The sequence below is a fragment of the Microbacterium amylolyticum genome (assembly GCF_011046975.1).
Classification (GTDB): Bacteria; Actinomycetota; Actinomycetes; order Actinomycetales; family Microbacteriaceae; genus Microbacterium; species Microbacterium amylolyticum.
Map to the genome: position 1 here is coordinate 1,259,282 of NZ_CP049253.1, position 19,864 is coordinate 1,279,145.

At 65.4% G+C, this 19,864-nt stretch carries 20 protein-coding genes, 1 tRNA gene and 2 pseudogenes; 9 read left to right on the top strand and 14 right to left on the bottom strand.

Features of this window, described 5'->3' with window-relative positions; all coding sequences use genetic code 11:
• Positions 1 to 28: 28 nt before the first annotated feature.
• Positions 29 to 316 (top strand): WXG100 family type VII secretion target, encoded by a 288-nt coding sequence (locus G6N81_RS06130; protein WP_165134493.1) that lies wholly within the window; start codon positions 29 to 31, stop codon positions 314 to 316.
• Between the two features lie 74 nt (positions 317 to 390).
• Here the strand turns inward: G6N81_RS06130 and groL are convergent, their stop codons facing one another.
• The 3 genes and pseudogenes from groL to G6N81_RS06145 all read right to left on the bottom strand — a co-directional run.
• Complete coding sequence (gene groL, locus G6N81_RS06135; RefSeq protein ID WP_165134496.1) at positions 391 to 2,013, bottom strand: chaperonin GroEL; 1,623 nt, start codon at positions 2,011 to 2,013, stop codon at positions 391 to 393.
• 115 nt (positions 2,014 to 2,128) lie between these two features.
• Complete coding sequence (locus tag G6N81_RS06140; protein ID WP_206527913.1) at positions 2,129 to 2,947, bottom strand: glycoside hydrolase family 3 C-terminal domain-containing protein; 819 nt, start codon at positions 2,945 to 2,947, stop codon at positions 2,129 to 2,131.
• Positions 2,948 to 3,245: 298 nt separating this feature from the next.
• Positions 3,246 to 3,995 (bottom strand): annotated as a pseudogene (locus G6N81_RS06145) (beta-galactosidase); the annotation flags it as partial.
• 74 nt (positions 3,996 to 4,069) lie between these two features.
• Between G6N81_RS06145 and G6N81_RS12945 the strand changes: the two are divergent.
• From G6N81_RS12945 to G6N81_RS12880, 4 genes and pseudogenes are all read left to right on the top strand, one after another.
• Positions 4,070 to 4,249, top strand: a pseudogene (locus G6N81_RS12945) (glycoside hydrolase N-terminal domain-containing protein); the annotation flags it as partial.
• Between the two features lie 80 nt (positions 4,250 to 4,329).
• Positions 4,330 to 5,598 (top strand): glycosyl hydrolase family 95 catalytic domain-containing protein, encoded by a 1,269-nt coding sequence (locus G6N81_RS12700; protein ID WP_420901784.1) that lies wholly within the window; start codon positions 4,330 to 4,332, stop codon positions 5,596 to 5,598.
• Positions 5,595 to 6,566, top strand: coding sequence for a LacI family DNA-binding transcriptional regulator (locus G6N81_RS06160; RefSeq protein WP_165134508.1), 972 nt, complete (start codon positions 5,595 to 5,597; stop codon positions 6,564 to 6,566). Before G6N81_RS12700 ends, G6N81_RS06160 begins: the two co-directional genes overlap by 4 nt.
• A gap of 4 nt (positions 6,567 to 6,570) precedes the next feature.
• On the top strand, positions 6,571 to 6,774 hold the full coding sequence (locus tag G6N81_RS12880) for a DUF624 domain-containing protein (protein ID WP_165134511.1): 204 nt from the start codon (positions 6,571 to 6,573) through the stop codon (positions 6,772 to 6,774).
• A 172-nt stretch (positions 6,775 to 6,946) separates the two neighbouring features.
• Here G6N81_RS12880 and G6N81_RS06170 read toward each other — a convergent pair whose 3' ends face one another.
• From G6N81_RS06170 to G6N81_RS06185, 4 genes are all read right to left on the bottom strand, one after another.
• Positions 6,947 to 7,153: a cold-shock protein gene (locus G6N81_RS06170; protein ID WP_165134514.1), complete on the bottom strand. Its 207-nt coding sequence runs from the start codon at positions 7,151 to 7,153 to the stop codon at positions 6,947 to 6,949.
• Between the two features lie 117 nt (positions 7,154 to 7,270).
• Positions 7,271 to 7,801 (bottom strand): LytR C-terminal domain-containing protein, encoded by a 531-nt coding sequence (locus G6N81_RS06175; RefSeq protein ID WP_165134517.1) that lies wholly within the window; start codon positions 7,799 to 7,801, stop codon positions 7,271 to 7,273.
• Between the two features lie 20 nt (positions 7,802 to 7,821).
• Positions 7,822 to 8,094 carry a DUF3263 domain-containing protein gene (locus G6N81_RS06180; protein WP_165134520.1) on the bottom strand — a complete coding sequence of 91 codons (273 nt, stop codon included), beginning with the start codon at positions 8,092 to 8,094 and terminating at the stop codon, positions 7,822 to 7,824.
• A 54-nt stretch (positions 8,095 to 8,148) separates the two neighbouring features.
• Entirely contained in the window at positions 8,149 to 9,129 is a 981-nt protein-coding gene (locus G6N81_RS06185; protein WP_165134523.1) for a DUF2332 family protein, read from the bottom strand.
• A gap of 95 nt (positions 9,130 to 9,224) precedes the next feature.
• Between G6N81_RS06185 and msrB the strand changes: the two genes are divergently transcribed.
• Complete coding sequence (gene msrB / locus G6N81_RS06190; protein WP_165134526.1) at positions 9,225 to 9,629, top strand: peptide-methionine (R)-S-oxide reductase MsrB; 405 nt, start codon at positions 9,225 to 9,227, stop codon at positions 9,627 to 9,629.
• 57 nt (positions 9,630 to 9,686) lie between these two features.
• Here msrB and G6N81_RS06195 read toward each other — a convergent pair whose 3' ends face one another.
• Together G6N81_RS06195 and G6N81_RS06200 are read right to left on the bottom strand one after the other, a co-directional pair.
• Positions 9,687 to 10,433, bottom strand: a complete 747-nt coding sequence (locus G6N81_RS06195; protein WP_165134529.1) for a phosphoadenylyl-sulfate reductase — start codon at positions 10,431 to 10,433, stop codon at positions 9,687 to 9,689.
• Positions 10,430 to 12,157 (bottom strand): nitrite/sulfite reductase, encoded by a 1,728-nt coding sequence (locus G6N81_RS06200; protein ID WP_165134532.1) that lies wholly within the window; start codon positions 12,155 to 12,157, stop codon positions 10,430 to 10,432. The genes G6N81_RS06195 and G6N81_RS06200 overlap by 4 nt, the downstream gene beginning before the upstream one ends.
• 131 nt (positions 12,158 to 12,288) lie before the next feature.
• Between G6N81_RS06200 and pgi the strand changes: the two genes are divergently transcribed.
• Positions 12,289 to 13,965: a glucose-6-phosphate isomerase gene (gene pgi / locus G6N81_RS06205; RefSeq protein WP_165134535.1), complete on the top strand. Its 1,677-nt coding sequence runs from the start codon at positions 12,289 to 12,291 to the stop codon at positions 13,963 to 13,965.
• 82 nt (positions 13,966 to 14,047) lie between these two features.
• Here the strand turns inward: pgi and G6N81_RS06210 are convergent, their stop codons facing one another.
• Positions 14,048 to 14,236: a hypothetical protein gene (locus tag G6N81_RS06210; RefSeq protein WP_206527848.1), complete on the bottom strand. Its 189-nt coding sequence runs from the start codon at positions 14,234 to 14,236 to the stop codon at positions 14,048 to 14,050.
• A gap of 77 nt (positions 14,237 to 14,313) precedes the next feature.
• Here G6N81_RS06210 and G6N81_RS06215 point away from each other — a divergent pair, with 77 nt between their 5' ends.
• Entirely contained in the window at positions 14,314 to 14,982 is a 669-nt protein-coding gene (locus G6N81_RS06215; protein WP_165131311.1) for a beta propeller repeat protein, read from the top strand.
• Positions 14,983 to 15,063: 81 nt separating this feature from the next.
• Here G6N81_RS06215 and G6N81_RS06220 read toward each other — a convergent pair.
• Positions 15,064 to 15,136 (bottom strand) — tRNA-Thr (locus G6N81_RS06220).
• Between the two features lie 27 nt (positions 15,137 to 15,163).
• On the bottom strand, positions 15,164 to 16,087 hold the full coding sequence (locus tag G6N81_RS06225) for a thioredoxin domain-containing protein (protein ID WP_165134538.1): 924 nt from the start codon (positions 16,085 to 16,087) through the stop codon (positions 15,164 to 15,166).
• 211 nt (positions 16,088 to 16,298) lie between these two features.
• Here G6N81_RS06225 and G6N81_RS06230 point away from each other — a divergent pair, with 211 nt between their 5' ends.
• Positions 16,299 to 17,405, top strand: coding sequence for an ABC transporter ATP-binding protein (locus tag G6N81_RS06230; RefSeq protein WP_165134541.1), 1,107 nt, complete (start codon positions 16,299 to 16,301; stop codon positions 17,403 to 17,405).
• A 60-nt stretch (positions 17,406 to 17,465) separates the two neighbouring features.
• Here G6N81_RS06230 and rlmB read toward each other — a convergent pair whose 3' ends face one another.
• Together rlmB and cysS are read right to left on the bottom strand one after the other, a co-directional pair.
• On the bottom strand, positions 17,466 to 18,440 hold the full coding sequence (rlmB, locus tag G6N81_RS06235; protein WP_165134544.1) for a 23S rRNA (guanosine(2251)-2'-O)-methyltransferase RlmB: 975 nt from the start codon (positions 18,438 to 18,440) through the stop codon (positions 17,466 to 17,468).
• Positions 18,433 to 19,818 carry a cysteine--tRNA ligase gene (cysS, locus tag G6N81_RS06240; RefSeq protein WP_165134547.1) on the bottom strand — a complete coding sequence of 462 codons (1,386 nt, stop codon included), beginning with the start codon at positions 19,816 to 19,818 and terminating at the stop codon, positions 18,433 to 18,435. Before cysS ends, rlmB begins: the two co-directional genes overlap by 8 nt.
• Positions 19,819 to 19,864 lie beyond the last annotated feature (46 nt).

The following is a 19,864-nucleotide window of genomic DNA, read 5'->3' on the forward strand; positions in this document are numbered from 1 at the left end:
GGTGGCACATCCCCGAAAGGAGCCGCGAATGGCACAGTTCACCGTCGACAGTACGCAGATTCTCGCTACGCAGAGCGAGGTGCAGGCCGCCTCAGAGCGCCTGCGCGCCGAGGTCGCCTTCCTCATGGGCAAGGTCCACCAGCTGGAGTCCTCGTGGCAGGGAGGTGCCTCGCAGGCCTTCCAGGGCTTGGCAGCGGAATGGCAGGTGGTGCACCTCCAGGTCGAAGAGGCGCTGCAGTCGATTGCGCGACGCCTGCAGGTTGCCGGAACGGGCTACCAGCAGGTCGAAATGGACGTCGCGAACATCTTCCGCTAAATCCGGACCGACCATGGCAGGAGCCCCTCGCCGCGTGTGCGGCGAGGGGCTCTCAACAAACAGGCTTCGTCAGATCAGAAGTCCATGCCGCCGGCCTCGGGGCCGGCAGCGCCTGCCGAAGCGGGCTCGGGCTTCTCGGCAACGACGACCTCGGTCGTCAGGAACAGACCAGCGATCGATGCAGCGTTCAGCAGCGCCGAACGCGTCACCTTTGCCGGGTCGATGATGCCGGCTGCCAGCATATCGACGTACTCGCCCGTGGCGGCGTTGAGGCCGTGACCCGTGGCGAGTTCGGCAACCTTCGCGGCCACAACACCGGGCTCGAGGCCAGCGTTGAGGGCGATCTGCTTGAGCGGTGCTTCGATGCTGACGCGAACGATGCGTGCACCGGTTGCCTCGTCACCCGAGAGGTCGAGCTTGTCGAACGCCGTGATGGCGGCCTGGATCAGCGCGACGCCACCACCGGGGACGATGCCCTCTTCGACGGCTGCCTTCGCGTTGCGAACGGCATCCTCGATGCGGTGCTTGCGCTCCTTGAGCTCCACCTCGGTTGCGGCACCCGCCTTGATGACGGCAACGCCGCCGGCGAGCTTCGCGAGGCGCTCCTGGAGCTTCTCGCGGTCGTAGTCGCTGTCGGTTGCTTCGATCTCGCGGCGGATCTGGGTCACGCGACCGTCGATCTGCTCCGAGTTGCCGGCGCCCTCAACGATGGTCGTCTCGTCCTTGGTGACGATGACCTTGCGTGCGCGGCCCAGGAGGTCGAGCTCGGTGTTCTCCAGCTTGAGACCGACCTCTTCCGTGATGACCTGGCCACCCGTGAGGATCGCGATGTCCTGCAGCTGCGCCTTACGACGGTCGCCGAAGCCCGGTGCCTTGACGGCAACGGCCTTGAAGATGCCACGGATCTTGTTCAGCACCAGCGTCGCAAGAGCTTCGCCCTCGACGTCCTCGGCGATGATGACGAGCTCCTTGCCCGCCTGCATGACCTTCTCGACGACGGGGAGAAGATCCTTGATGTTCGAGATCTTCTGGTTCGCGATGAGGATGTAGGGCTCTTCGAAGACGGCTTCCTGGCGCTCAGGGTCCGTGACGAAGTAGGGGTTCAGGTAGCCCTTGTCAAAGCGCATACCCTCGGTGAGCTCGAGCTCGGTGCCGAAGGCCTGAGCCTCTTCCACCGTGACAACGCCCTCCTTGCCAACCTTGTCGATGGCCTGAGCGATGAGCTCGCCGATCTCGGGGTCAGCGGCGGAGATCGATGCGGTCGCCGCGATCTCTTCCTTCGACTCGATCTCCTTGGCGTTCACCAGAAGCTCGGCGGAGACAGCCTGAACGGCCTTCTCGATGCCGCGCTTCAGGCTGATCGGGTCGGCTCCGGCTGCAACGTTGCGCAGGCCCTCGCGGACGAGCGCCTGAGCGAGAACGGTCGCCGTCGTCGTGCCGTCGCCAGCGACGTCATCGGTCTTCTTGGCGACCTCCTTGACGAGCTCCGCGCCGATCTTCTCGTACGGGTCGTCGAGCTCGATCTCCTTGGCGATCGACACACCGTCGTTCGTGATTGTGGGGGCGCCCCACTTCTTCTCCAGCACGACGTTGCGGCCACGCGGGCCGAGCGTCACCTTGACGGCGTCGGCCAGCTGGTTGAGGCCGCGCTCGAGACCGCGACGGGCCTCCTCGTCGAAAGCGATCATCTTTGCCATGTGTTGTCGTCCCTCCCGGACGTAAGGCGGGTAGTCATTAGCACTCGATCTACCTGAGTGCTAAGAGCATTCTGGCACTCGACCCCCTCGAGTGCAAACCCCCTGAGCGTGTGCGTCACGAACGCACAGCAACCGTCAGCGTCGCATCAACCTCGAGCGCGTCGGCGCTGGGCCCCGCGGCGATTCGGTACGCCCCCGGCTGCACGCGCAACGCGCCCGCATGCACCCAGTCCTCCGGCGCCCCCTCGATTCGCAGCTCGTCGTCCCACACGGCCAAGCGGCGGGCGTCGAAACTCAGCTCGACCTCGCGCGATTCACCCGGCTCCAAGCGCACGCGTTCGTACGCCACCAGCGCAGGATGATGGTGCGTGGGTTCCGGAGCTGCCACTTGCGGTTCCGAAAGCTGCACGTCCTCGTAACGCACAGCGGAGTATGTGCAGCCGTGTCCGAAGGCGAAGGCATACGGCTCGGGGTGGTGGCGGTACGTGGCCTGCTGGCGCAGTGTGTCGTAGTCGAACAGATCGCCCGCCTGTGCGGGATCCGCCGGCCACGATTGAGCAAGACGCCCCGTCGGCTCAACGTCACCACTGAGAACATCGACAAGCCCGTTCCCCAGCTCCTGTCCGCCGTGGCTCGACCAGACGATCGTTTCCGCCGCGAACGCGTCGCCAAGAACGTACGGATAGCTCGAGACGATCGTCAGAACAACCTGTTCCGCGTGCCGGCGCGCAATCCGCCACACCTCGGCAAAGACCTCCGGAAGCATCAGATGGGGACGATCAGCTGTTTCGCGTCCGGCGAGATGGGGGTCGTTGCCGACGGCGACGAGGACAACATCGGCAGCAACAGCCGCTTCCGCGATCGCCTGCTGACCGGAGCGGACGATCCGTGCCCCGAACCGCTCGGCCTCGTCCAGGGTGACCCCGTCGGCCAAAACGAGCCCGCCGCCGCGAGCGACCGGAAGGTGAGCAGCCCGTCGCCCCAGTCGGTCATCTCGAACAGGGTATCGTCGGTCGCCTCATCGCTGTCCGCGGTGATGACCGTTCCATCGGACGATGCCCGGATAAAGCAACCGTTCGTCGCGCGCAGAGCAATAGTGTCGGCGCCCGTGTGGCAACGGGCGTTCCGACGACCTCGCGTAGCGCCCGCAGATCGTGACCTTGTCGCACCACACCGCGGAAGACATCGCTGTCGGCTCCCGCATGCGGGAGCATCGCCGAGTGAAAGCGCTCAGCGCCCGCTCGCTGGATTGCGTCCCGTTGCTCGAGATAGCAGACGAGCATCTGGTCGGAGCTGAACCGCCGGAAGTCCAGCGACTGTGTGGGGTTGACGAGGTAGGGCATCCGCCGAGGAGGAAGAATCTCCCCGAAATCGGCGTAACGCTGCGACCAGAAGGCCGTACCCCACGCATCGTTGAGCGCCGCGATCGTGCCGTATTTCTCGCGCAGCCAGGTACGGAATTCGCGTGCTGCCTCATCGCCGTAGTCGATCTGCCCGTACTCGTTGCCGATGTGCCCCATTCGCACGGCGGGGTGATGGGCGTAGCGCGTCGCAAGGTCACGCGTGATCGACAGGGCATGTTCGCGGTAGACGCGCGAGGACGGCGAGAACTGATTGCGCGATCCGGGCACAAGGCGAACACCCTCGCGGTCGACGGGCAGCGTCTCGGGATAGCGCACCCCAAGCCACGGCGGGGGTGACGCGGTGGTGGTAGCGAGGTCAACGGCGATCCCGCCGTCGTGCAGAAGTTCCAGCACCTCGTCTAACCACGCGAACTCTCGGCGTCCCGGCTCGGGCTCGATCATCGCCCAGCTGAAAACGCCAACGGTGACGAGATTGACCCCCGCTTCGCGCATCAGATCGACGTCTTCTCGCCAGGTTTCGCGAGGCCATTGCTCCGGGTTGTAATCGCCGCCGACGCCAATGCCGATGTCTGCGCTGAGCGCAGAAAACGTGCCGGGAACATGAGGTGTCGGTGACATCAGCGTCAGACTCTCCAGACATCTATCGAAGCGCTTCAACACGGTGACGATATACTAGACACGTGCCGTTGTCCATGAAGACCCACTCAGCCCTCCACGTGCTGCGATATAGCACCCCCGCGCGCGTCTGGACCGACGCGCTACCGGTCGGGAACGGCCACCGCGGTGCCATGTGCGCCGGCGAATACGCCGGCGAAAAACTCTGGCTCAACGATGCCGAGGCGTGGTCGGGAACACCGGAACATGACCCTCTTGCGAGCCTCGCTGATCGCGGTCCCGAGGCCCTCGCCCGGATGCGCGACGCCCTGGCGGCCCTCCCGCGAACCTCCAGGGCATCTGGAACGCTCAGCTTCCCGGCCCCTGGTCCAGCGCGTATACGACGAACATCAACATGGAAATGGCGTACTGGCCAGCCGAGACGACATCCCTTCCCGAATGCCACGAGCCGCTTCTCGATTTCGTGGCGCGCGTCGCGACAAAAACCGGCCCCGCCGCCGCGCGTGCTCTCTACGACGCTGATGGCTGGGTTCTGCACCACAATTCCGACATCTGGGGGTACGCGGCACCCGTCGGAGCAGGCCACGGTGACCCTGCGTGGGCCTGCTGGCCCATGGGTGGCGTCTGGCTCAGTCTGCACATGTGGGACCGTTTCACCTTCGACCAGGATCTGCGCGCGCTGCGTGATGAGGCGTGGCCCGTTCTTGAAGCAACGGCACGCTTCGCACTCAGCTGGGTCCAAACCGATGGCGAGACCGCCTGGACAGCACCCTCAACCTCGCCCGAGAACCACTACCTCGACGAATCCGGGCAGCAGCTCGCCATCACCATGACCGCGACGATGGACGCCGAACTGCTGCGAGCGCTCTCCGACGCCTGCACACGAGCAGCACAGGCCCTGGGCCGCGATGACGCATGGGTCACCGAACTTCGCGCGCACGTCGATCTGTTACCGCCCGTTCGCATCGCCGCCGACGGCAGCATTGAGGAGTGGGCTGAGCCACTCACCCCCGCAGAACCGGACCACCGCCATCTCTCCCATCTAGTCGGCCTGTTCCCTCTGGGGAGTATGACGCCCAGCCGCACACCGGACCTCGCGCGCGCGGCCGCGACCTCGATCGTGAACCGCGGCGCGGAGTCAACGGGCTGGGCGTTGGCGTGGCGCGCCGCGATGTGGGCACGCCTCGGTGAGGGTGCGCGCGTGCACGGACAGCTGCGCATGCTGCTGCGCCCCGCCGAAGACGCGGCAGGACAGCACCGTGGCGGGGTGTACCACAATCTGTTCAGCGCACACCCGCCATTCCAGATCGACGGGAATCTCGGATTCACCGCAGCCATCGCAGAAGCACTCGTGCAGTCGCACGAGCAGGAGATCCGGTTGCTTCCCGCGCTTCCGCCCTCGTGGGTGACGGGAAACATCACCGGCATCCGGTGCCGCGGTGGCATCACCGTGGACGTCGCGTGGGCGAACGCTCGAGTAACGCGGGTCACCGTGCGGAGTGCGTCCCGCACCGCCACCACCCTCTCCGGACCGGGACTCCCCGCTGTACGTTGCGATATTTCCCCGAATCGCGCCATGATCATCGAGTCAAAGGAAACCTCATGACGACGATCGCCGATGTTGCGCGGGCCGCACGCGTGTCCATTTCCACCGTTTCGTATGTCCTCAGTGGCAAGCGAACCATTTCACCCGACACCAAGGAACGCGTCACACAGGCTATTGCCGATCTGAACTACAGTCCTCACGCGAGCGCCCGGTCTCTCGCGTCGCGGTCGACGCAGGTGATCGGCCTCCAGGCTCCCCTCCGCGCGGGCGTGGACGTGCACGTTGTGATGGAGATCGTCGCGGGCATCGCACGCGCCGCGCGCGCCAATCGCTACAACATTCTTCTGCTCACCGGTGACGATTCCGAAGCACTCGAGCACGCCGCCCGGGCATCGGCGGTTGACGCTCTTGTGGTCATGGATGTCGAATCCACTGATCCGCGCATCGAGACCGTGAAGAATCTCCCGGCGCCGAGCGTTCTCATCGGCCTCCCCTCCGAGTCCGGCGACGCGCACTGTGTCGACTTCGACTTCGAGGCCGCTGGCCGGCTCGCCGCTGCGCGGCTCGCCGAGCTGGGGCACAAGCGCGTGGCGCTGTTCGGCGCACCTCAGGAAGTCATGGAGCGGCACACTTCCTACGTTGACCGGCTCCGCCAGGGGTTTATCGGCGGGTGCGAAGAACACGGACTGAGCGGATCCGTTCACGCCTGCCCGACCTCAACGGACGCGCGAGCAACCGTCGACGGAATTTTCGCCGAGAACCCCTCAATGACGGGCGTTCTTTTCCACAACGAGGGCGCTCTCCCTCACGTCGCCCCGCGCATCATCGCCGGCGGACGAGACGTCATCGCCATGTGTCCGGAGCATCTCGCACGCACCGTGCCGGGACTCACCGACACCATCATCGTGCCTGCAGAGGATATCGGCGCTGCCGCAGCGCGCGCCGCACTGGACCTGCTGGCGGGAACCAAGCGCGACAGAATCGAGCTGCTGCCGCCACGGCTCGGCTCCACCAGCGCTGAGGCGTGAACTGATGCGGATCGACACCGATAGCCGAACCCTGCAGGGCGCGACGACCTTCCTATCGTTCATCGGCCTGAACGTGTTGCTCCTTCTGACCTGTCTTCCGATCATCACAATCGGGGCGGCAACCAGCGCCCTCTTTCGCGTCAGTAGATCCACCCGTAGAGAGGGAAGTACGAGAACAGGAACACCAGCACGAGCAGCGGGACGATAACGAGGAACATCCCGAAGGACTTCCTTCCGCCGCGTTGCCGCTGTTTGCGTACTCGTGCCTGCGGCGAACGCTCACAGCATGTCTCACAACATTCCGCACAGATCACGTCAAAACGCCGCCCGGCGAGGCATGCTCGCGAGCGGCGTTTTGGGGAAATCGGGCGTCGGCGCCCCTATCCAACAGGGCGAACGGCTTCAGCCTGCGGACCCTTCTGGCCGGCGCCGACCGAGAACTCCACGGACTGGCCCTCGTCGAGGATGCGGAAGCCGTCCATCTCGATATTCGAGTAATGAACGAAGACGTCCTGGCTACCGTCGGCCAGGGTGATAAACCCGAAGCCCTTCTCAGCGTTAAACCACTTCACAGTGCCCTGGGCCATGCTCACTCCTGATGCTGCGGTGCGTTACCCAGACCGGGTAACGGGAGTGATGCTACCGTCGAAATTCGCCGGTCAAGAGCGAAAATCGGCACGTTTGACAGAAGCGTCGCAAGATCTTTACGGCGCGGAAACACGGTCGGTGCCAACGACCACCGTCAGCCCGCCATCCGACAGGCTCGCAAACTCATCACTGTGGGTGACGGTGTCAACGGCAAGAGCGTTTGCGAGCCCCCTCGCCGCGGCCTCATCCTCGCTCCCCGAATAGTAGACAGCCGTCGTCGGGATGTCGTCCGCATCAGACGGCAGGGGAACAACTGCCCCCTCATCCCACCCCATCTGGATAATGCTGTCGCGCATCTGATCTCCGGTGTCCGGACTCCAGGTCCCGTTGAGGATCACAACCGTGTACGACGTGTCGACAACGGGCTGGGTCTGTTCCGTGCGCGGTGACAGCTCAGGGAGCGAAATCGTCTCGTTGCGAGACAACGTCAAGAACGCGATGATGCCGATGCCTGTGAGAATTCCCACCGCGAGCAACCACCACAGCAAAACGACCAGGCCGTGGAACCGTGCACGCTGGGCGCGATGGGCGCCAACACGCTGCGCATCGCGCGGAACATCATCGAAACTGTCTCGAGGGAACGTCATCCGGGACATTGTCTACCGGGTCATCGAAGGAGCCGCGCACGGTGCGCAGCACGCTGTTCGCGCAGACGACGGAGCCGGGCAACGAGCATCGGAGCGTGCTCCCACGCCGCAGGGTCATCAACGAGTCGAGCGAGGAGCTGGTAGTAACGTGCCGGCTCGAGATCCAGGTGAGCGCGAATCGCCTCTTCCTTCGCACCGGAGGGACGGGGCCATTCGCTCTCAAACGCCAGAACCGCGCGCGCACGTTCGTCAAGACTCGCCACCGCCGCGTCGTCGTGCTGCACGTCCGTCATCACAGCAGGATAATTCGTCACTCCTATGGTCCCGCCGAGACACTCCCGAGATCGTCAGGGAAGGCGCGCAATCCACCCGCCGAGCGGATCAGACAGGGCGATCACCTCACCGTCGACCGCCAGCGCAAACCCCTCGGCACCGTCAGCGATCGGCGTGCTCCACGCATCATGCAACCGCGGACTGTCGAGGGTGATCCATCGCGCATCCATCCCGCGAATCGCGTCGATCAGCCGCTCGCGCGCGACGCGCGGAATGTGCGGAAGAACGCCGGGCGTTGAGATCACGAGCGTCGCATCCTTCGGCGCTTGCGCAGCGAGCGCGGCCAGCGCATGACCATCCGCCGCATCCCCCGCCACGAGCAGAGGAGGGGACGCTGCGGCGACATCGAGCGCGGCGTTCACTCTCTGTGCACGCTGATCCTCTCCCGGCCACACCAGACCCGCGATCCACGCGCGGTCCTCCGCCTCATCGGCACGGCGCGGCTGAACATCAATTCCGGCGCGCCACACGACATTCGGCAAACGCGACGGAGCGTTCACCCCGCGCAGATCCGATGTCAGGACCACCGCGCTCTCCCGCTCGTCCGGGTCGAGGGAGATCACCCGGCCCGCGTCGTCGCGAAAGCGATACGAATAGCGATCGGGGAACAAACACAGGCCCGCGCTGGCGCCCAGCTCAAGAAGAGCGATGGGGCCGGCCACGCGCTCCAGCGCGAGCAGAAGGGGCACACAGCGCAGCGGCTCGTTCGTCTGGGTGGTGCGAACGGCGCACTCCGCGACAACACGCTCCTGGTTCGCCCACACGAACTCCGCCCAGGCGGAGTAGCTCTGGAGCGGAGCGCCCAGCATCCGCGTCACAGCGAAAACGACGGGCGGCTGGCGATGGGGCGAAGGGAGGGGTGCGAACACACCGGCGATGCGGGCGTCATCCGCCACTCCAGCGGCCCACTCCGCGTACCGAGCACTGCGGCCAGGAGCCTCATCGCGCGCAAATCGCGCGAATCGTTCCTGCACCTCGTTGATCGCCTCGCTCATCCCCCTATTCTGCTGTGCGCCGCCGCCGTGACGCGCCAACGTCACGTGTCGATCACACCCAGCCGATGCCCGCCAGACAGACGTAACCTGGAGGCATGGCATACGAGGTCGAGAAGTCGGAAGAGGAGTGGCGCGCCGAGCTGACGCCCGAGCAGTACGCAGTGCTCCGCGAAGCGGGAACGGAGCGCGCGTGGACGGGAGAGTTGCTCGACGAAGAGCGCTCGGGCCTGTACACCTGCGCAGGATGCGGCGCCGAGCTTTTTCAGGCGGACACGAAGTTCGACTCGCACTGCGGGTGGCCGAGCTTCTACGAGTCGGTTCGCCCCGATGCCGTTGAGCTCATCGATGACACAAGCCTCGGCATGGTGCGCACAGAGGTGCGCTGCGCGGCCTGCGGCGGCCACCTCGGGCACGTCTTCCCTGACGGCTTCGGCACGCCAACGGGCGACCGCTACTGCATGAACTCCCTGTCGCTGAACTTCACGCCCGACGAGGCCTGAGCGGTACGCCCGCCTCATCGTGCAGCGCACGGAGAGGCGGGCACACCTCGCGGTACATCAGATGACGTGGATGCCGCACTCGACCTTCGCGCTGCCGGCCCAGCGGCCCGAGCGCGGGTCGGCGCCCTCCTCAACGGGCTGCGTGCACGGCTCGCAGCCGATCGAGGGGTATCCGGCGCTGAGAAGCAGGTTCATCGGCACCCCGTGCTGCGCGGCGTACCCATAGAGCTCGTCGCTGGTCCATGCCACAAGCGGGTTGACCTTCACGAGCCCGTTCTTGTGGTCGAAGGTCACGAGCGGAGCGAGAGCGCGGGTGGATGCTTCTTCGCGGCGCACGCCCGAGATCCACACTTCGTATCCGCGCAGGGAATCCCGCAGCGGCTCGACCTTGCGCATCGCGCAGCAGTACTCGGCGTTCGTGGCGAACAGGTCTGCTCCGTACGCCGCGTCCTGCTCTTTCGGCGTCAGATCGGCCGTGATGTCCACAACCCGGATGTCGAGCTGGCGCTGGGCCTCGTCGCGCGTCGCGATCGTCTCGACGAAGTGGTACCCCGTGTCGAGGAAAAGCACATCGACACCGGGAAGCGTCTGCGACACGAGGTGAGGGAGCACCGTGTTGGCCATCGAGGACGCAACAGCAACCGCCCCCAGACCGAACGTGCGCGCGACCCATTCGAGGGCTTCGGCGGCGGTGGCCTCGTGGTCGGTTCCGCTGCCGAGCTCCTGTACGCCGGCCCGCGCGATCTCTTCGAGCTCTTCGGCCGTGCGGCGCGAGAGCGCGCGGGGGGCCAGGCTGACGGTCATATGAGTGCCTCTTCTTCTGCACGGTGTGCCCACTGTGCGAACGTCTCGTCGCCGTCGCGATCATCGGCGTAGCGACGAGAAACGCGTTCGACGTAGTCGGCGATGCCATCGGCGGACACCTTCAGGCCGCGAACCGTCCGGCCCAGGCCGGCCTCTTCCCGGTCGGACGAAGCGAGTCCGCCTCCGAGGTGCACCTGGAAACCGGGGACCTTGTTGCCGTCATCGTCGGTGATCAGCTGACCCTTGAGCCCGATGTCGGCTGTTTGAATACGCGCACAGGAGTTGGGGCATCCGTTGATGTGCAGACTCATCGGAGCAGGCAGGTCCTCGCCCGCGAATCGCTTCTCGAGGTCGGCAACGGCAGCCATCGCTGTGTCCTTCGTGTCGACGATGGCGAGCTTGCAGAACTCGATCCCCGTGCAGGCGATTGTGCCGCGGCGGATGAGGCTGGGCCGCGCGCTGAGACCGATCTCGTCGAGCCGGGCGATCAGGGGCTCAACGCGATCTTCCTCGATGTCGAGGATGACGAGCTTCTGATGCGGCGTTGTGCGCAGGCGCGTGGATCCGTGCTCTTCAATGATTTCCGCGAGCTCGGTCAGGCGTTCTCCGGACACGCGGCCGACGACGGGGGTCACGCCAATGTAGAAGCGTCCGTCTTTTTGACGGTGCACGCCGACGTGGTCGCCGCGTCCGGTTGCCCGCACGGGAGCAGGGCCATCGGGAAGCGCGTAGCCGAGGTACTCGGTCTCCAGAACCTGACGGAACTTTTCCGGCCCCCAGTCGCCCATGAGGAACTTCAGGCGCGCCTTGTTGCGCAGGCGGCGGTATCCGTAGTCGCGGAAGATCTGGCACACGCCGTGCCACACATCAGCAACCTTGTCGGGGGCGACCCATGTTCCGAGCCGCTCGCCCAGACGGGGAACGGTGGACAGCGCGCCGCCGACCCAGAGGTCGTAGCCGACGCCGTGCTCGGGGTGATTGACCGCGACAAAGGCGATGTCGTTGATCTCGTGGACGATGTCCTGGCTGGGGTGCCCGGTGATCGCGGATTTGAACTTTCGCGGCAGGTTCGCCAGTTCGGGGTCGCCAATGAATCGACGCGTGATCTCTTCGATCTGCGGCGTCGGATCGATCAGTTCGTCCTCGGAGATTCCGGCAACGGGCGATCCGAGGACAACGCGCGGAACATCGCCGCAGGCCTCGGTCGTTCCCAGTCCGACGCTTTCGAGCCGGCGCCAGATTTCGGGCATCGACTCGACCTCGATCCAGTGCAACTGGATGTTCTGACGGTCCGTGAGGTCGGCCGTGCCCCGGCCGAAGTCGACCGAAATCTGGCCGATAACGCGCAGCTGCTCGGTTGTGAGCTGACCGCCGTCGATACGCACGCGGAGCATGAAGAACTCGTCTTCGAGCTCGTGAGGCTCAAGCGTTGCGGTGCGACCGCCATCGATTCCGGGCTTGCGCTGGGTGTACAGACCCCACCAGCGGAAACGACCGTGGAGGTCGGTGGGGTCGATCGACGCGAAGCCTTCCTTCGCGTAGATGTTCTCGATGCGCTCGCGCACCTCGAGGCCACCGCTCTCTTTTTTGAACTGCTCGTTCGCGTTGAGCGGCTCGGTGCCGTCGACCTTCCACTGCCCAAGGGGCTTGCTGGCCCCTCGCGCTGCCCGCGTTCGTGCGCCACGTGCTGGCGCGTTCGCGGACGTACTCTGCTCACTCGACATACAACGAGCCTACGGAGCCCCGGCGACAGGGGCTCCTCTGTTACGCAACGCGACGACACAGGTCGTCATACCGCACCGACGTCACAACGAGCAATCATGGCTCGTGATCCGCAGGGAGTAAGTTGGGGCCCATGACAGCTCCCGTCGATCCCACCTCCACAGTAGCTTGGGAGGAGCTTACGTCGCTTGGCGACGGCTTCTCCCCCGACCTTCGCGAATGGTTTGCGGAGGATCCCGCCCGCGCTGAGCGCCTCAGCTTCCCTCTCGCCGACCTGCATGTCGACCTGTCGAAGAACCTCATCACGGACGACCTGCTGGCGGCGCTCGTGAAGCTGGCCGAGGAGACGGGCGTTGCTGAGCGATTCGCCGCGATGGAAGCCGGCGAACACATCAACACAACGGAGGACCGCGCCGTTCTCCACACGGCGTTGCGTCTGCCCGCCGGTTCTTCTGTTGTCGTCGACGGCCAGGACGTTGCCGCCGATGTTCATGAGGTTCTCGGCCGCATCGAGGCGTTCGCGAACCGTGTGCGTTCCGGCGAGTGGACGGGTGTGACGGGCAAGAAGGTCACACACGTTGTCAACATCGGCATCGGCGGAAGCGATCTGGGCCCCGTGATGGTGTACGAGGCGCTTGCGCCGTACGCGGATGCCGGTATCGAGGCGCGTTTCATCTCGAACATCGACCCGACCGACCTTGCCCAGAAGACGGCGGGTCTTGACCCCGAGACGACGCTGTTTATCGTGGCGTCGAAGACGTTCACGACGCTGGAGACGCTGACGAACGCGCGTCTCGCACGTGACTGGCTGTGGAAGGGGCTGACGGCCTCGGGCGCGATCGCCGATAACGACGATGCCCGTACCGCAGCCGTTGCCCGGCACTTCGTTGCCGTGTCAACGGCTCTCGACAAGGTCGCGGAGTTCGGCATCGACACCGATAACGCGTTCGGATTCTGGGACTGGGTGGGTGGTCGCTACTCGGTGGATTCCGCGATCGGCACCTCGCTGGCCGTTGTCCTCGGCCCCGAGGCCTTCCGCGATCTGCTCTCGGGCTTCCACGCAGTTGACGAGCACGTGCGCACAACGCCGCTCGCGCAGAACGTGCCGGTCCTCATGGGGCTGCTGAACGTGTGGTACACGAACTTCCTCGGTGCCCAGTCGCACGCTGTGCTCCCGTATGCCCAGCAGCTGCACCGGTTCCCTGCCTATCTGCAGCAGCTGACGATGGAGTCGAACGGCAAGTCGGTGCGATGGGATGGAACACCCGTCACAACGGACACGGGAGAGATCTTCTGGGGCGAGCCCGGCACCAACGGTCAGCACGCCTTCTACCAGCTGATCCACCAGGGAACGCGACTGATTCCCGCCGACTTCATCGCCTTCGCCAACCCCGCCTACCCGTTGCAGGACGGTGGCCGTGATGTGCACGGGCTCTTCCTGGCGAACTTCCTCGCGCAGACGAAGGCCCTGGCCTTCGGGAAAACGGAGGAAGAGGTCGAGGCGGAGGGAACGACCGGCCCTCTGGTGGCGGCGCGCTCCTTCGAGGGAAACCGTCCGACGACATCGATCTTTGCGTCCTCGCTGACGCCGAAGGTGCTCGGCGAGCTGATCGCGCTGTACGAGCACATCACGTTCACACAGGGCGTCATCTGGGGTATCAACTCCTTCGACCAGTGGGGCGTCGAGCTGGGCAAGCAGCTGGCTCTGCAGATCGCCCCCGCGATCGAGGGAGATGAGAGCGCCATCGAGGCTCAGGATCCTTCGACCAGGGCGCTGCTGGCGTACTACCGCGAGCACCGTTCGGCGTAACAACTCACGGGTGGGCCCGCGATGTCGTCATCGCGGGCCCACCCGTGAGTTGTCCGTGGTGCGCCAGCCCGGTGGCGGGGAGTTAGGCCACGTCTGGTGACGCCGCTGCGCCCTCGGTGATGCCGAGATCAGCCTGTTGCTGGGGTGTGGTGATCGGGATGCGGCGACCTGATCGGGCGTCAAGGACGATTCCGGCCAAGATGCCTTGGACCGAGCTTTCGTCCGTCTCGGGCTCGGCCGCGGTGTCCGCCGCGAGGAGCTCCGGTGTCATTTTTCGGAGGCGGCCCAGCGCCCCGAGCGCGATCTGACACCCCGGTGAGCGGTCGATCGCGGCGTTGGGCGGACACGGTGACGAACACCTTCCAGGACCCGCACTACGGCGAAGCGACAAGTGTCGACGCGGCGAGCCTGGCCCCGGACACGTTCGTTCGCACGGGGCGGGCCGGGGACGGATCGATTATCGCCGCCGTGTCTTCGGACGCAGGGCAGACGTGGACAGCGTCTCCGGCAGCGGTCGGAGCGTCCGGGAGCGGCACGATTACGGTCAACGCTGATGCATCGGCAGTGACGTGGGCTCCGGTTGGTGCCGCACCGCTTCGCTCCGCCGATCGGGTGCGTTTCGGAGCGGTTCCAGGCGCGGCGGGTCATCTCTGGCTGGCCGGAGGCGATGACGACGAAGAGCCGTACGGCATGTGGCGTTCGACCGACGCCGGATCGACCTGGCCCTCTGTTTCGGGGTTCGATGAAGCTGACTCCGTTGGCTTCGGAAAGGCCACTCCCGGGGCATCTTCTCCCGCGATCTACACCGCCGCGAAGTACGAGGGTGTGCGTGGAGTGTTCCGCTCGATCGACGACGGAACGTCCTGGACGCGAATCAACGACGACAACAACCAGTGGGGCTGGATCGGCGCAGCCATCGAGGGCGACCCCGACGAATTCGGACGGGTCTACATCGTCATCGGCGTTGCCCTGTCTTTCCTTCACCGAGGCCCGGTCGTTTCACGACCGAACGCGTAAGCGACACGCTCGAACGCGCCCGGCCGGCCAGCAGAAAGCCCCCGCCTCCCGCACATTGCTGTGGGAGACGGGGGCTGACGGTGCCGGCTGCCAGGTTCGAACTGACGACCCCCTGTTTACAAGACAGGTGCTCTACCAACTGAGCTAAGCCGGCGGTGGCCCCGAAGGGCCGGCATCTACCTTACTCGGTGTCGTCCTCATTCGACGAGTCGGCCGGGGTGTCCGTGTCGTCGGCATCGGGCATCGGCGTCGGCGCGAAGTACTGTTCGCTCTCCACCAGCAGCAGAAACTGCTGCAGCTCCGCAGGATCATCGGGGCTGCCGGCGTATGCCTGACCGTCGACCGTGAGAAGGAACGGCGATGTCAGCTGCACATCATCAGTTCCGGGCACGGCGCCGTCCCTGGCGCGTTCTGTGGCCTCGGTGATCCAGGACGCGTAGCGGCGCTCCTCGATGCACTCACGCACGCCGGAGTTCTCTGCGGCCCCGGCGTCAATGGCGAGCTGCGAGAGCTGCTCGTCGCTGTATCCCTCAGAGTCCGGGGCCGGTTGCTGTTCGAGAAGGCTCGTGTTGAACGCCGGGAAGGTGGCGGGGTCGAGCGTCACAACGCACGCGACCGCTGAGCCCGCACGCTTGGAGTACTGCGTACCCTGGGCCTGCCCCGTCATCATCGCAATCGGGTGATACGTCAGGGTGACCGTGCCGTCCTCGATGCGCTCGTAAATGTGCGGGGCAACCTCGGTCTCGAAAGCACCGGCCTCCGGCGCCAAATAGTCGATGTACACGTCGATGTCCAAAACACCATCGGCCGGAGTCGATTCCCGCTCGTCGACGGGCTCCCCCGCCGCAAGCGCGATGACATCGATGCCATCGGTGCTCGTGAAGTTCTGCGGAACCTGCACTTCGTTGTCGAGCTCGGGCGCAACCTGCTGCCATACCCACCACGCTCCGGCGACAACGACAGCAGCGATCAGCAGTGTCACGATCACGCGACGCGCAATCTTCTTCGCGGTGATCCGCGCGTTGACGGCTTGCGCCCTCTTGCGCACAGCCTCGCGCTGCTCACTGGACACCTCGGTCGGGTTCGGCGTCTCATCGTTCGTCATGACAGTTCTCTCCTCGCAGGTCCGCTGTCGCGGCAACGCGGCGATCATAGTGACGCCCCCTGGGAACCGTCCGCGTTCGGCCCGCCTCGCGATCTCCTCGAGACCTGTGGCATACTTACGCCAGCGCCCAAAGGTGGGCGTTCGGCGCCGCAAGGTACCGCTTCCTCCACAACGGATCGTCCGGCACGTACCTGCCGGTGAAGGAGAAATCATGGCATCTGTCACGTTCGATGAGGCCACCCGCCTGTACCCCGGCGGCACTCGCCCCGCGGTTGACAAGCTCAACCTCGAGGTTGGCGACGGCGAGTTCCTCGTTCTGGTCGGCCCCTCCGGCTGCGGAAAGTCCACCTCGCTGCGTATGCTCGCTGGCCTCGAAGAGGTCAACGCCGGCGCAATTCGCATCGGCGAGCGCGACGTCACCGATGTTCCGCCGAAGGACCGCGACATCGCGATGGTGTTCCAGAACTACGCGCTGTACCCCCACATGTCCGTTGCGGACAACATGGGCTTTGCCCTCAAGATCGCCGGTGTGAACAAGGAAGACCGCCGCAAGCGCGTCGAAGAGGCCGCTCGTCTGCTCGACCTCGAGCCCTACCTCGACCGCAAGCCCAAGGCCCTCTCGGGTGGTCAGCGTCAGCGTGTTGCGATGGGTCGCGCAATCGTGCGTGAGCCCCAGGTGTTCCTCATGGACGAGCCCCTGTCGAACCTCGACGCCAAGCTTCGCGTTCAGACGCGTACGCAGATCGCGTCGCTGCAGCGCCGCCTCGGTGTCACAACGGTTTACGTCACGCACGACCAGACCGAGGCTCTGACCATGGGTGACCGCATTGCGGTTCTCAAGGACGGCATTCTGCAGCAGGTCGGAACGCCCCGGGACCTGTACGAATCCCCCCAGAACGACTTCGTCGCCGGGTTCATCGGCTCGCCCGCGATGAACCTCTTCCCGGCAGACATTACCGACGGCGGCGTGCTGTTCGGCGACAAGACCGTGGGCGTTGATGCAAAGGCGCTCGGCCGTGCGCACGGGTCGAAGGTCAAGACAGGCGTCCGTCCGGAGGACTTCGTCGTATCCCCGGCCGGAGAGCCCGGTCTGCAGGTCACGATCGACCTCGTGGAAGAGCTCGGCGCCGACGGCTACCTGTACGGCCACACCGAGATTGAGGGTGAGACGGTTCAGCTGCTCGCTCGCGTCGACGGACGTCAGCACCCGATGGCCGGCGAAAAGGTGACGCTCACCCCGGCGCCCGACCACGTTCACGTGTTCGATGCCGAAACAGGCGAGCGCCTCATCAAGGAGCCGATCAAGCCTTCTGTCTAAGGCTGATGAACGCAAAACCGCCCCGCACCTTTCGGTGCGGGGCCGTTTTGCGTAGACGGCTCAGTTATCTTGTGCCGCGCGCATGGTGGAGATCTGGTACAGCGCCACCGATGCCGCGATGCCGGCGTTCAGCGACTCCGTGACCTCGGCGATCGGAATGGAGACGATCTGATCGCAGTTCTCAGCGACGAGGCGGCTGAGCCCCTCGCCCTCGCTCCCGATGACGACGAGAAGCGGGCGGTCAGCCAGCTCAACGCTGGGCAGCTGCACATCGCCGCCGCCGTCGAGGCCGAGCACGAAAACGCCCTGCTTCTTCAGGTCCTTGATGATGCTCGTGAGGTTCGGCGCCATCGCAACGGGGATGCGTGCCGCCGCTCCGGCGCTCGTCTTCCATGCCGCCGAGTTCACACCGGCCGAGCGGCGCTGCGGGATGATGACGCCCTGCCCGCCGAACGCACCGGTCGATCGGATGATCGCACCGAGGTTGCGCGGGTCGGTGATGCCGTCGAGAGCAACAAGAAGAGGAGTCTCGCCGCGGGCGACGATGCTCTCCAGCAGGTCTTGCGGGTGCGGGTACTCGTACGGCGGCACCTTTAGAGCGACGCCCTGGTGCACGCCGTCGAAGCCTGCCATGCGGTCGAGCTCGGGCCGCGTGACCTCGAGAACGGGCAGCTCACGCTTGCGCGCAAGCGACAGCATCTCTTTGACGCGGTCATCCATCTCGATCCGCTGCGCGATGTACATCGACGCGGCGGGGATCTTGGTGCGCAACGCCTCGAGAACGCTGTTGCGCCCGGTGACGTATTCGTTGTCGTCGTTCGGACGGCGACGCTGCGAGTTTTTCTGCTGCTGAGGGCTGCGCTTTGCGGCGGCCTTCTCGGCAAGCTTCTTGCGCTTGTGCGCGGTGTGATAGGTGCGATCCTCCGCTTTGGGAGTGGGCCCGCGACCGGCGAGCTTTTGCCGCCCCTGGCCGCCTGAGCCCTTCGTCGCGCCCTTTTTGCCCTTGCTTGCGCCCGGGCGTCCTGGCTTAGCCATCGATGCTCCAAACCGTTCCGTTGGGGGTGTCTTCGAGGATGACGCCGGCAGCCGCGAAGGTGTCGCGGATGCGGTCGGCGGCCGCCCAGTTTTTCTCTGCGCGCGCCGCCTGGCGCTGCTCGATGAGTGCATCGACAATCGTGGTGAGCGCCGAGTGCTTCGCGCCGTCCCCCGCAGAATCGCCGGATGGCGCGTCGAAACCGAGCATGCCCATCATGCCCTGAACGGCTGAGAAGGCGCCGCGCGCCGCGTCGCTGTCTTCCCGATCGAGCGCGGTGTTGCCCGCCCGAACTGTCTCATGAACAACGGCAAGTGCCTGCGGGATCCCCAGATCGTCGTCCATTGCCGCGGCAAAGGCAGGGGGAAGCGGGGTCGCGTCGGACGCACCAATCGCGCCCTCGGCACGGCGCAGAAAACCGTCGATGCGCTCGAGCGCCGATGCGGCCTCGTCGAACGCGCGGTCCGACACGTCCAGATTCGACCGGTAGTGGGCGGCAGCGAGGGCGTATCGAATCACGCGCGATGGTCGCGCGGCGATCAGATCATGCGCGAGAACAAAGTTCCCAAGTGACTTCGACATCTTCTGCCCGTCCACCGTGACGAGCCCATTGTGCACCCAGTAGCGAGCGAACTCATCGCCTGCTGCCGTCGACTGTGCGAGTTCGTTTTCGTGGTGAGGAAAGCGCAGGTCAAGGCCGCCACCGTGAATGTCGAATGCGCTGCCCAGGTACTGCTTCGACATCGCCGAGCACTCGATGTGCCACCCCGGCCGTCCCGCTCCCCAGGGCGAGGCCCACACGGCGGACGCGGGTTCGTCAGCCTTCGCACCCTTCCAGAGGGCGAAGTCATGAGGATCACGCTTCCCTCGAGAGTCCGCATCGGCGGCATCCTCCATCGCGTCAAGCGACTGTCGGGTGAGGGAGCCGTACTCGGGCCAGGAGCGCACGTCGAAGTAGACATCGCCCGCGGCGGCATAGGCGTGGCCTGCGTCGATGAGGCGCTGAATCAGCTTCTGCATCTGATCGATCGCTGCCGTCGCGCGCGGTTCATACGTTGGCGGCAGAATTCCGATCGCCTCGTACGCCGAGGTGAACTCGCGCTCCATCCGATACGCAAGGGCCCACCACGGCTCGTCGAGCGTTGCGTTGGCGAGCACCTTGTCGTCGATATCGGTGACGTTGCGCACGAGAGTGACACGGCCGAAGCGGTGAACGAGCCACCGGCGCAGCAGGTCGAATGCCAGTGCCCCGCGCAGGTGTCCGATGTGAGGGCCTGACTGCACGGTGGGCCCACACAAGTAGATCGTGACGTTTCCCTGGTCGAGAGGGACGAAGTCGCGAAGCGCCTGAACGCGGGAGTCATACAGCTGGACGGTCACCCCTCCAGCCTAGTGTTGCTGTCCGCAGAGCGCCCCTGCTCGTCGT

What these genes read in the sequence shown, in the direction of transcription:
- G6N81_RS06130 (WP_165134493.1), top strand. Translation starts at nt 29, where the DNA reads ATGGCACAGTTCACCGTCGACAGTACGCAGATTCTCGCTACGCAGAGC.
- groL (WP_165134496.1), bottom strand. Translation starts at nt 2,013, where the DNA reads ATGGCAAAGATGATCGCTTTCGACGAGGAGGCCCGTCGCGGTCTCGAG.
- G6N81_RS06160 (WP_165134508.1), top strand. Translation starts at nt 5,595, where the DNA reads ATGACGACGATCGCCGATGTTGCGCGGGCCGCACGCGTGTCCATTTCC.
- G6N81_RS12880 (WP_165134511.1), top strand. Translation starts at nt 6,571, where the DNA reads ATGCGGATCGACACCGATAGCCGAACCCTGCAGGGCGCGACGACCTTC.
- G6N81_RS06170 (WP_165134514.1), bottom strand. Translation starts at nt 7,153, where the DNA reads ATGGCCCAGGGCACTGTGAAGTGGTTTAACGCTGAGAAGGGCTTCGGG.
- G6N81_RS06175 (WP_165134517.1), bottom strand. Translation starts at nt 7,801, where the DNA reads ATGACGTTCCCTCGAGACAGTTTCGATGATGTTCCGCGCGATGCGCAG.
- G6N81_RS06180 (WP_165134520.1), bottom strand. Translation starts at nt 8,094, where the DNA reads ATGACGGACGTGCAGCACGACGACGCGGCGGTGGCGAGTCTTGACGAA.
- G6N81_RS06185 (WP_165134523.1), bottom strand. Translation starts at nt 9,129, where the DNA reads ATGAGCGAGGCGATCAACGAGGTGCAGGAACGATTCGCGCGATTTGCG.
- msrB (WP_165134526.1), top strand. Translation starts at nt 9,225, where the DNA reads ATGGCATACGAGGTCGAGAAGTCGGAAGAGGAGTGGCGCGCCGAGCTG.
- G6N81_RS06195 (WP_165134529.1), bottom strand. Translation starts at nt 10,433, where the DNA reads ATGACCGTCAGCCTGGCCCCCCGCGCGCTCTCGCGCCGCACGGCCGAA.
- G6N81_RS06200 (WP_165134532.1), bottom strand. Translation starts at nt 12,157, where the DNA reads ATGTCGAGTGAGCAGAGTACGTCCGCGAACGCGCCAGCACGTGGCGCA.
- pgi (WP_165134535.1), top strand. Translation starts at nt 12,289, where the DNA reads ATGACAGCTCCCGTCGATCCCACCTCCACAGTAGCTTGGGAGGAGCTT.
- G6N81_RS06210 (WP_206527848.1), bottom strand. Translation starts at nt 14,236, where the DNA reads ATGACACCGGAGCTCCTCGCGGCGGACACCGCGGCCGAGCCCGAGACG.
- G6N81_RS06225 (WP_165134538.1), bottom strand. Translation starts at nt 16,087, where the DNA reads ATGACGAACGATGAGACGCCGAACCCGACCGAGGTGTCCAGTGAGCAG.
- G6N81_RS06230 (WP_165134541.1), top strand. Translation starts at nt 16,299, where the DNA reads ATGGCATCTGTCACGTTCGATGAGGCCACCCGCCTGTACCCCGGCGGC.
- rlmB (WP_165134544.1), bottom strand. Translation starts at nt 18,440, where the DNA reads ATGGCTAAGCCAGGACGCCCGGGCGCAAGCAAGGGCAAAAAGGGCGCG.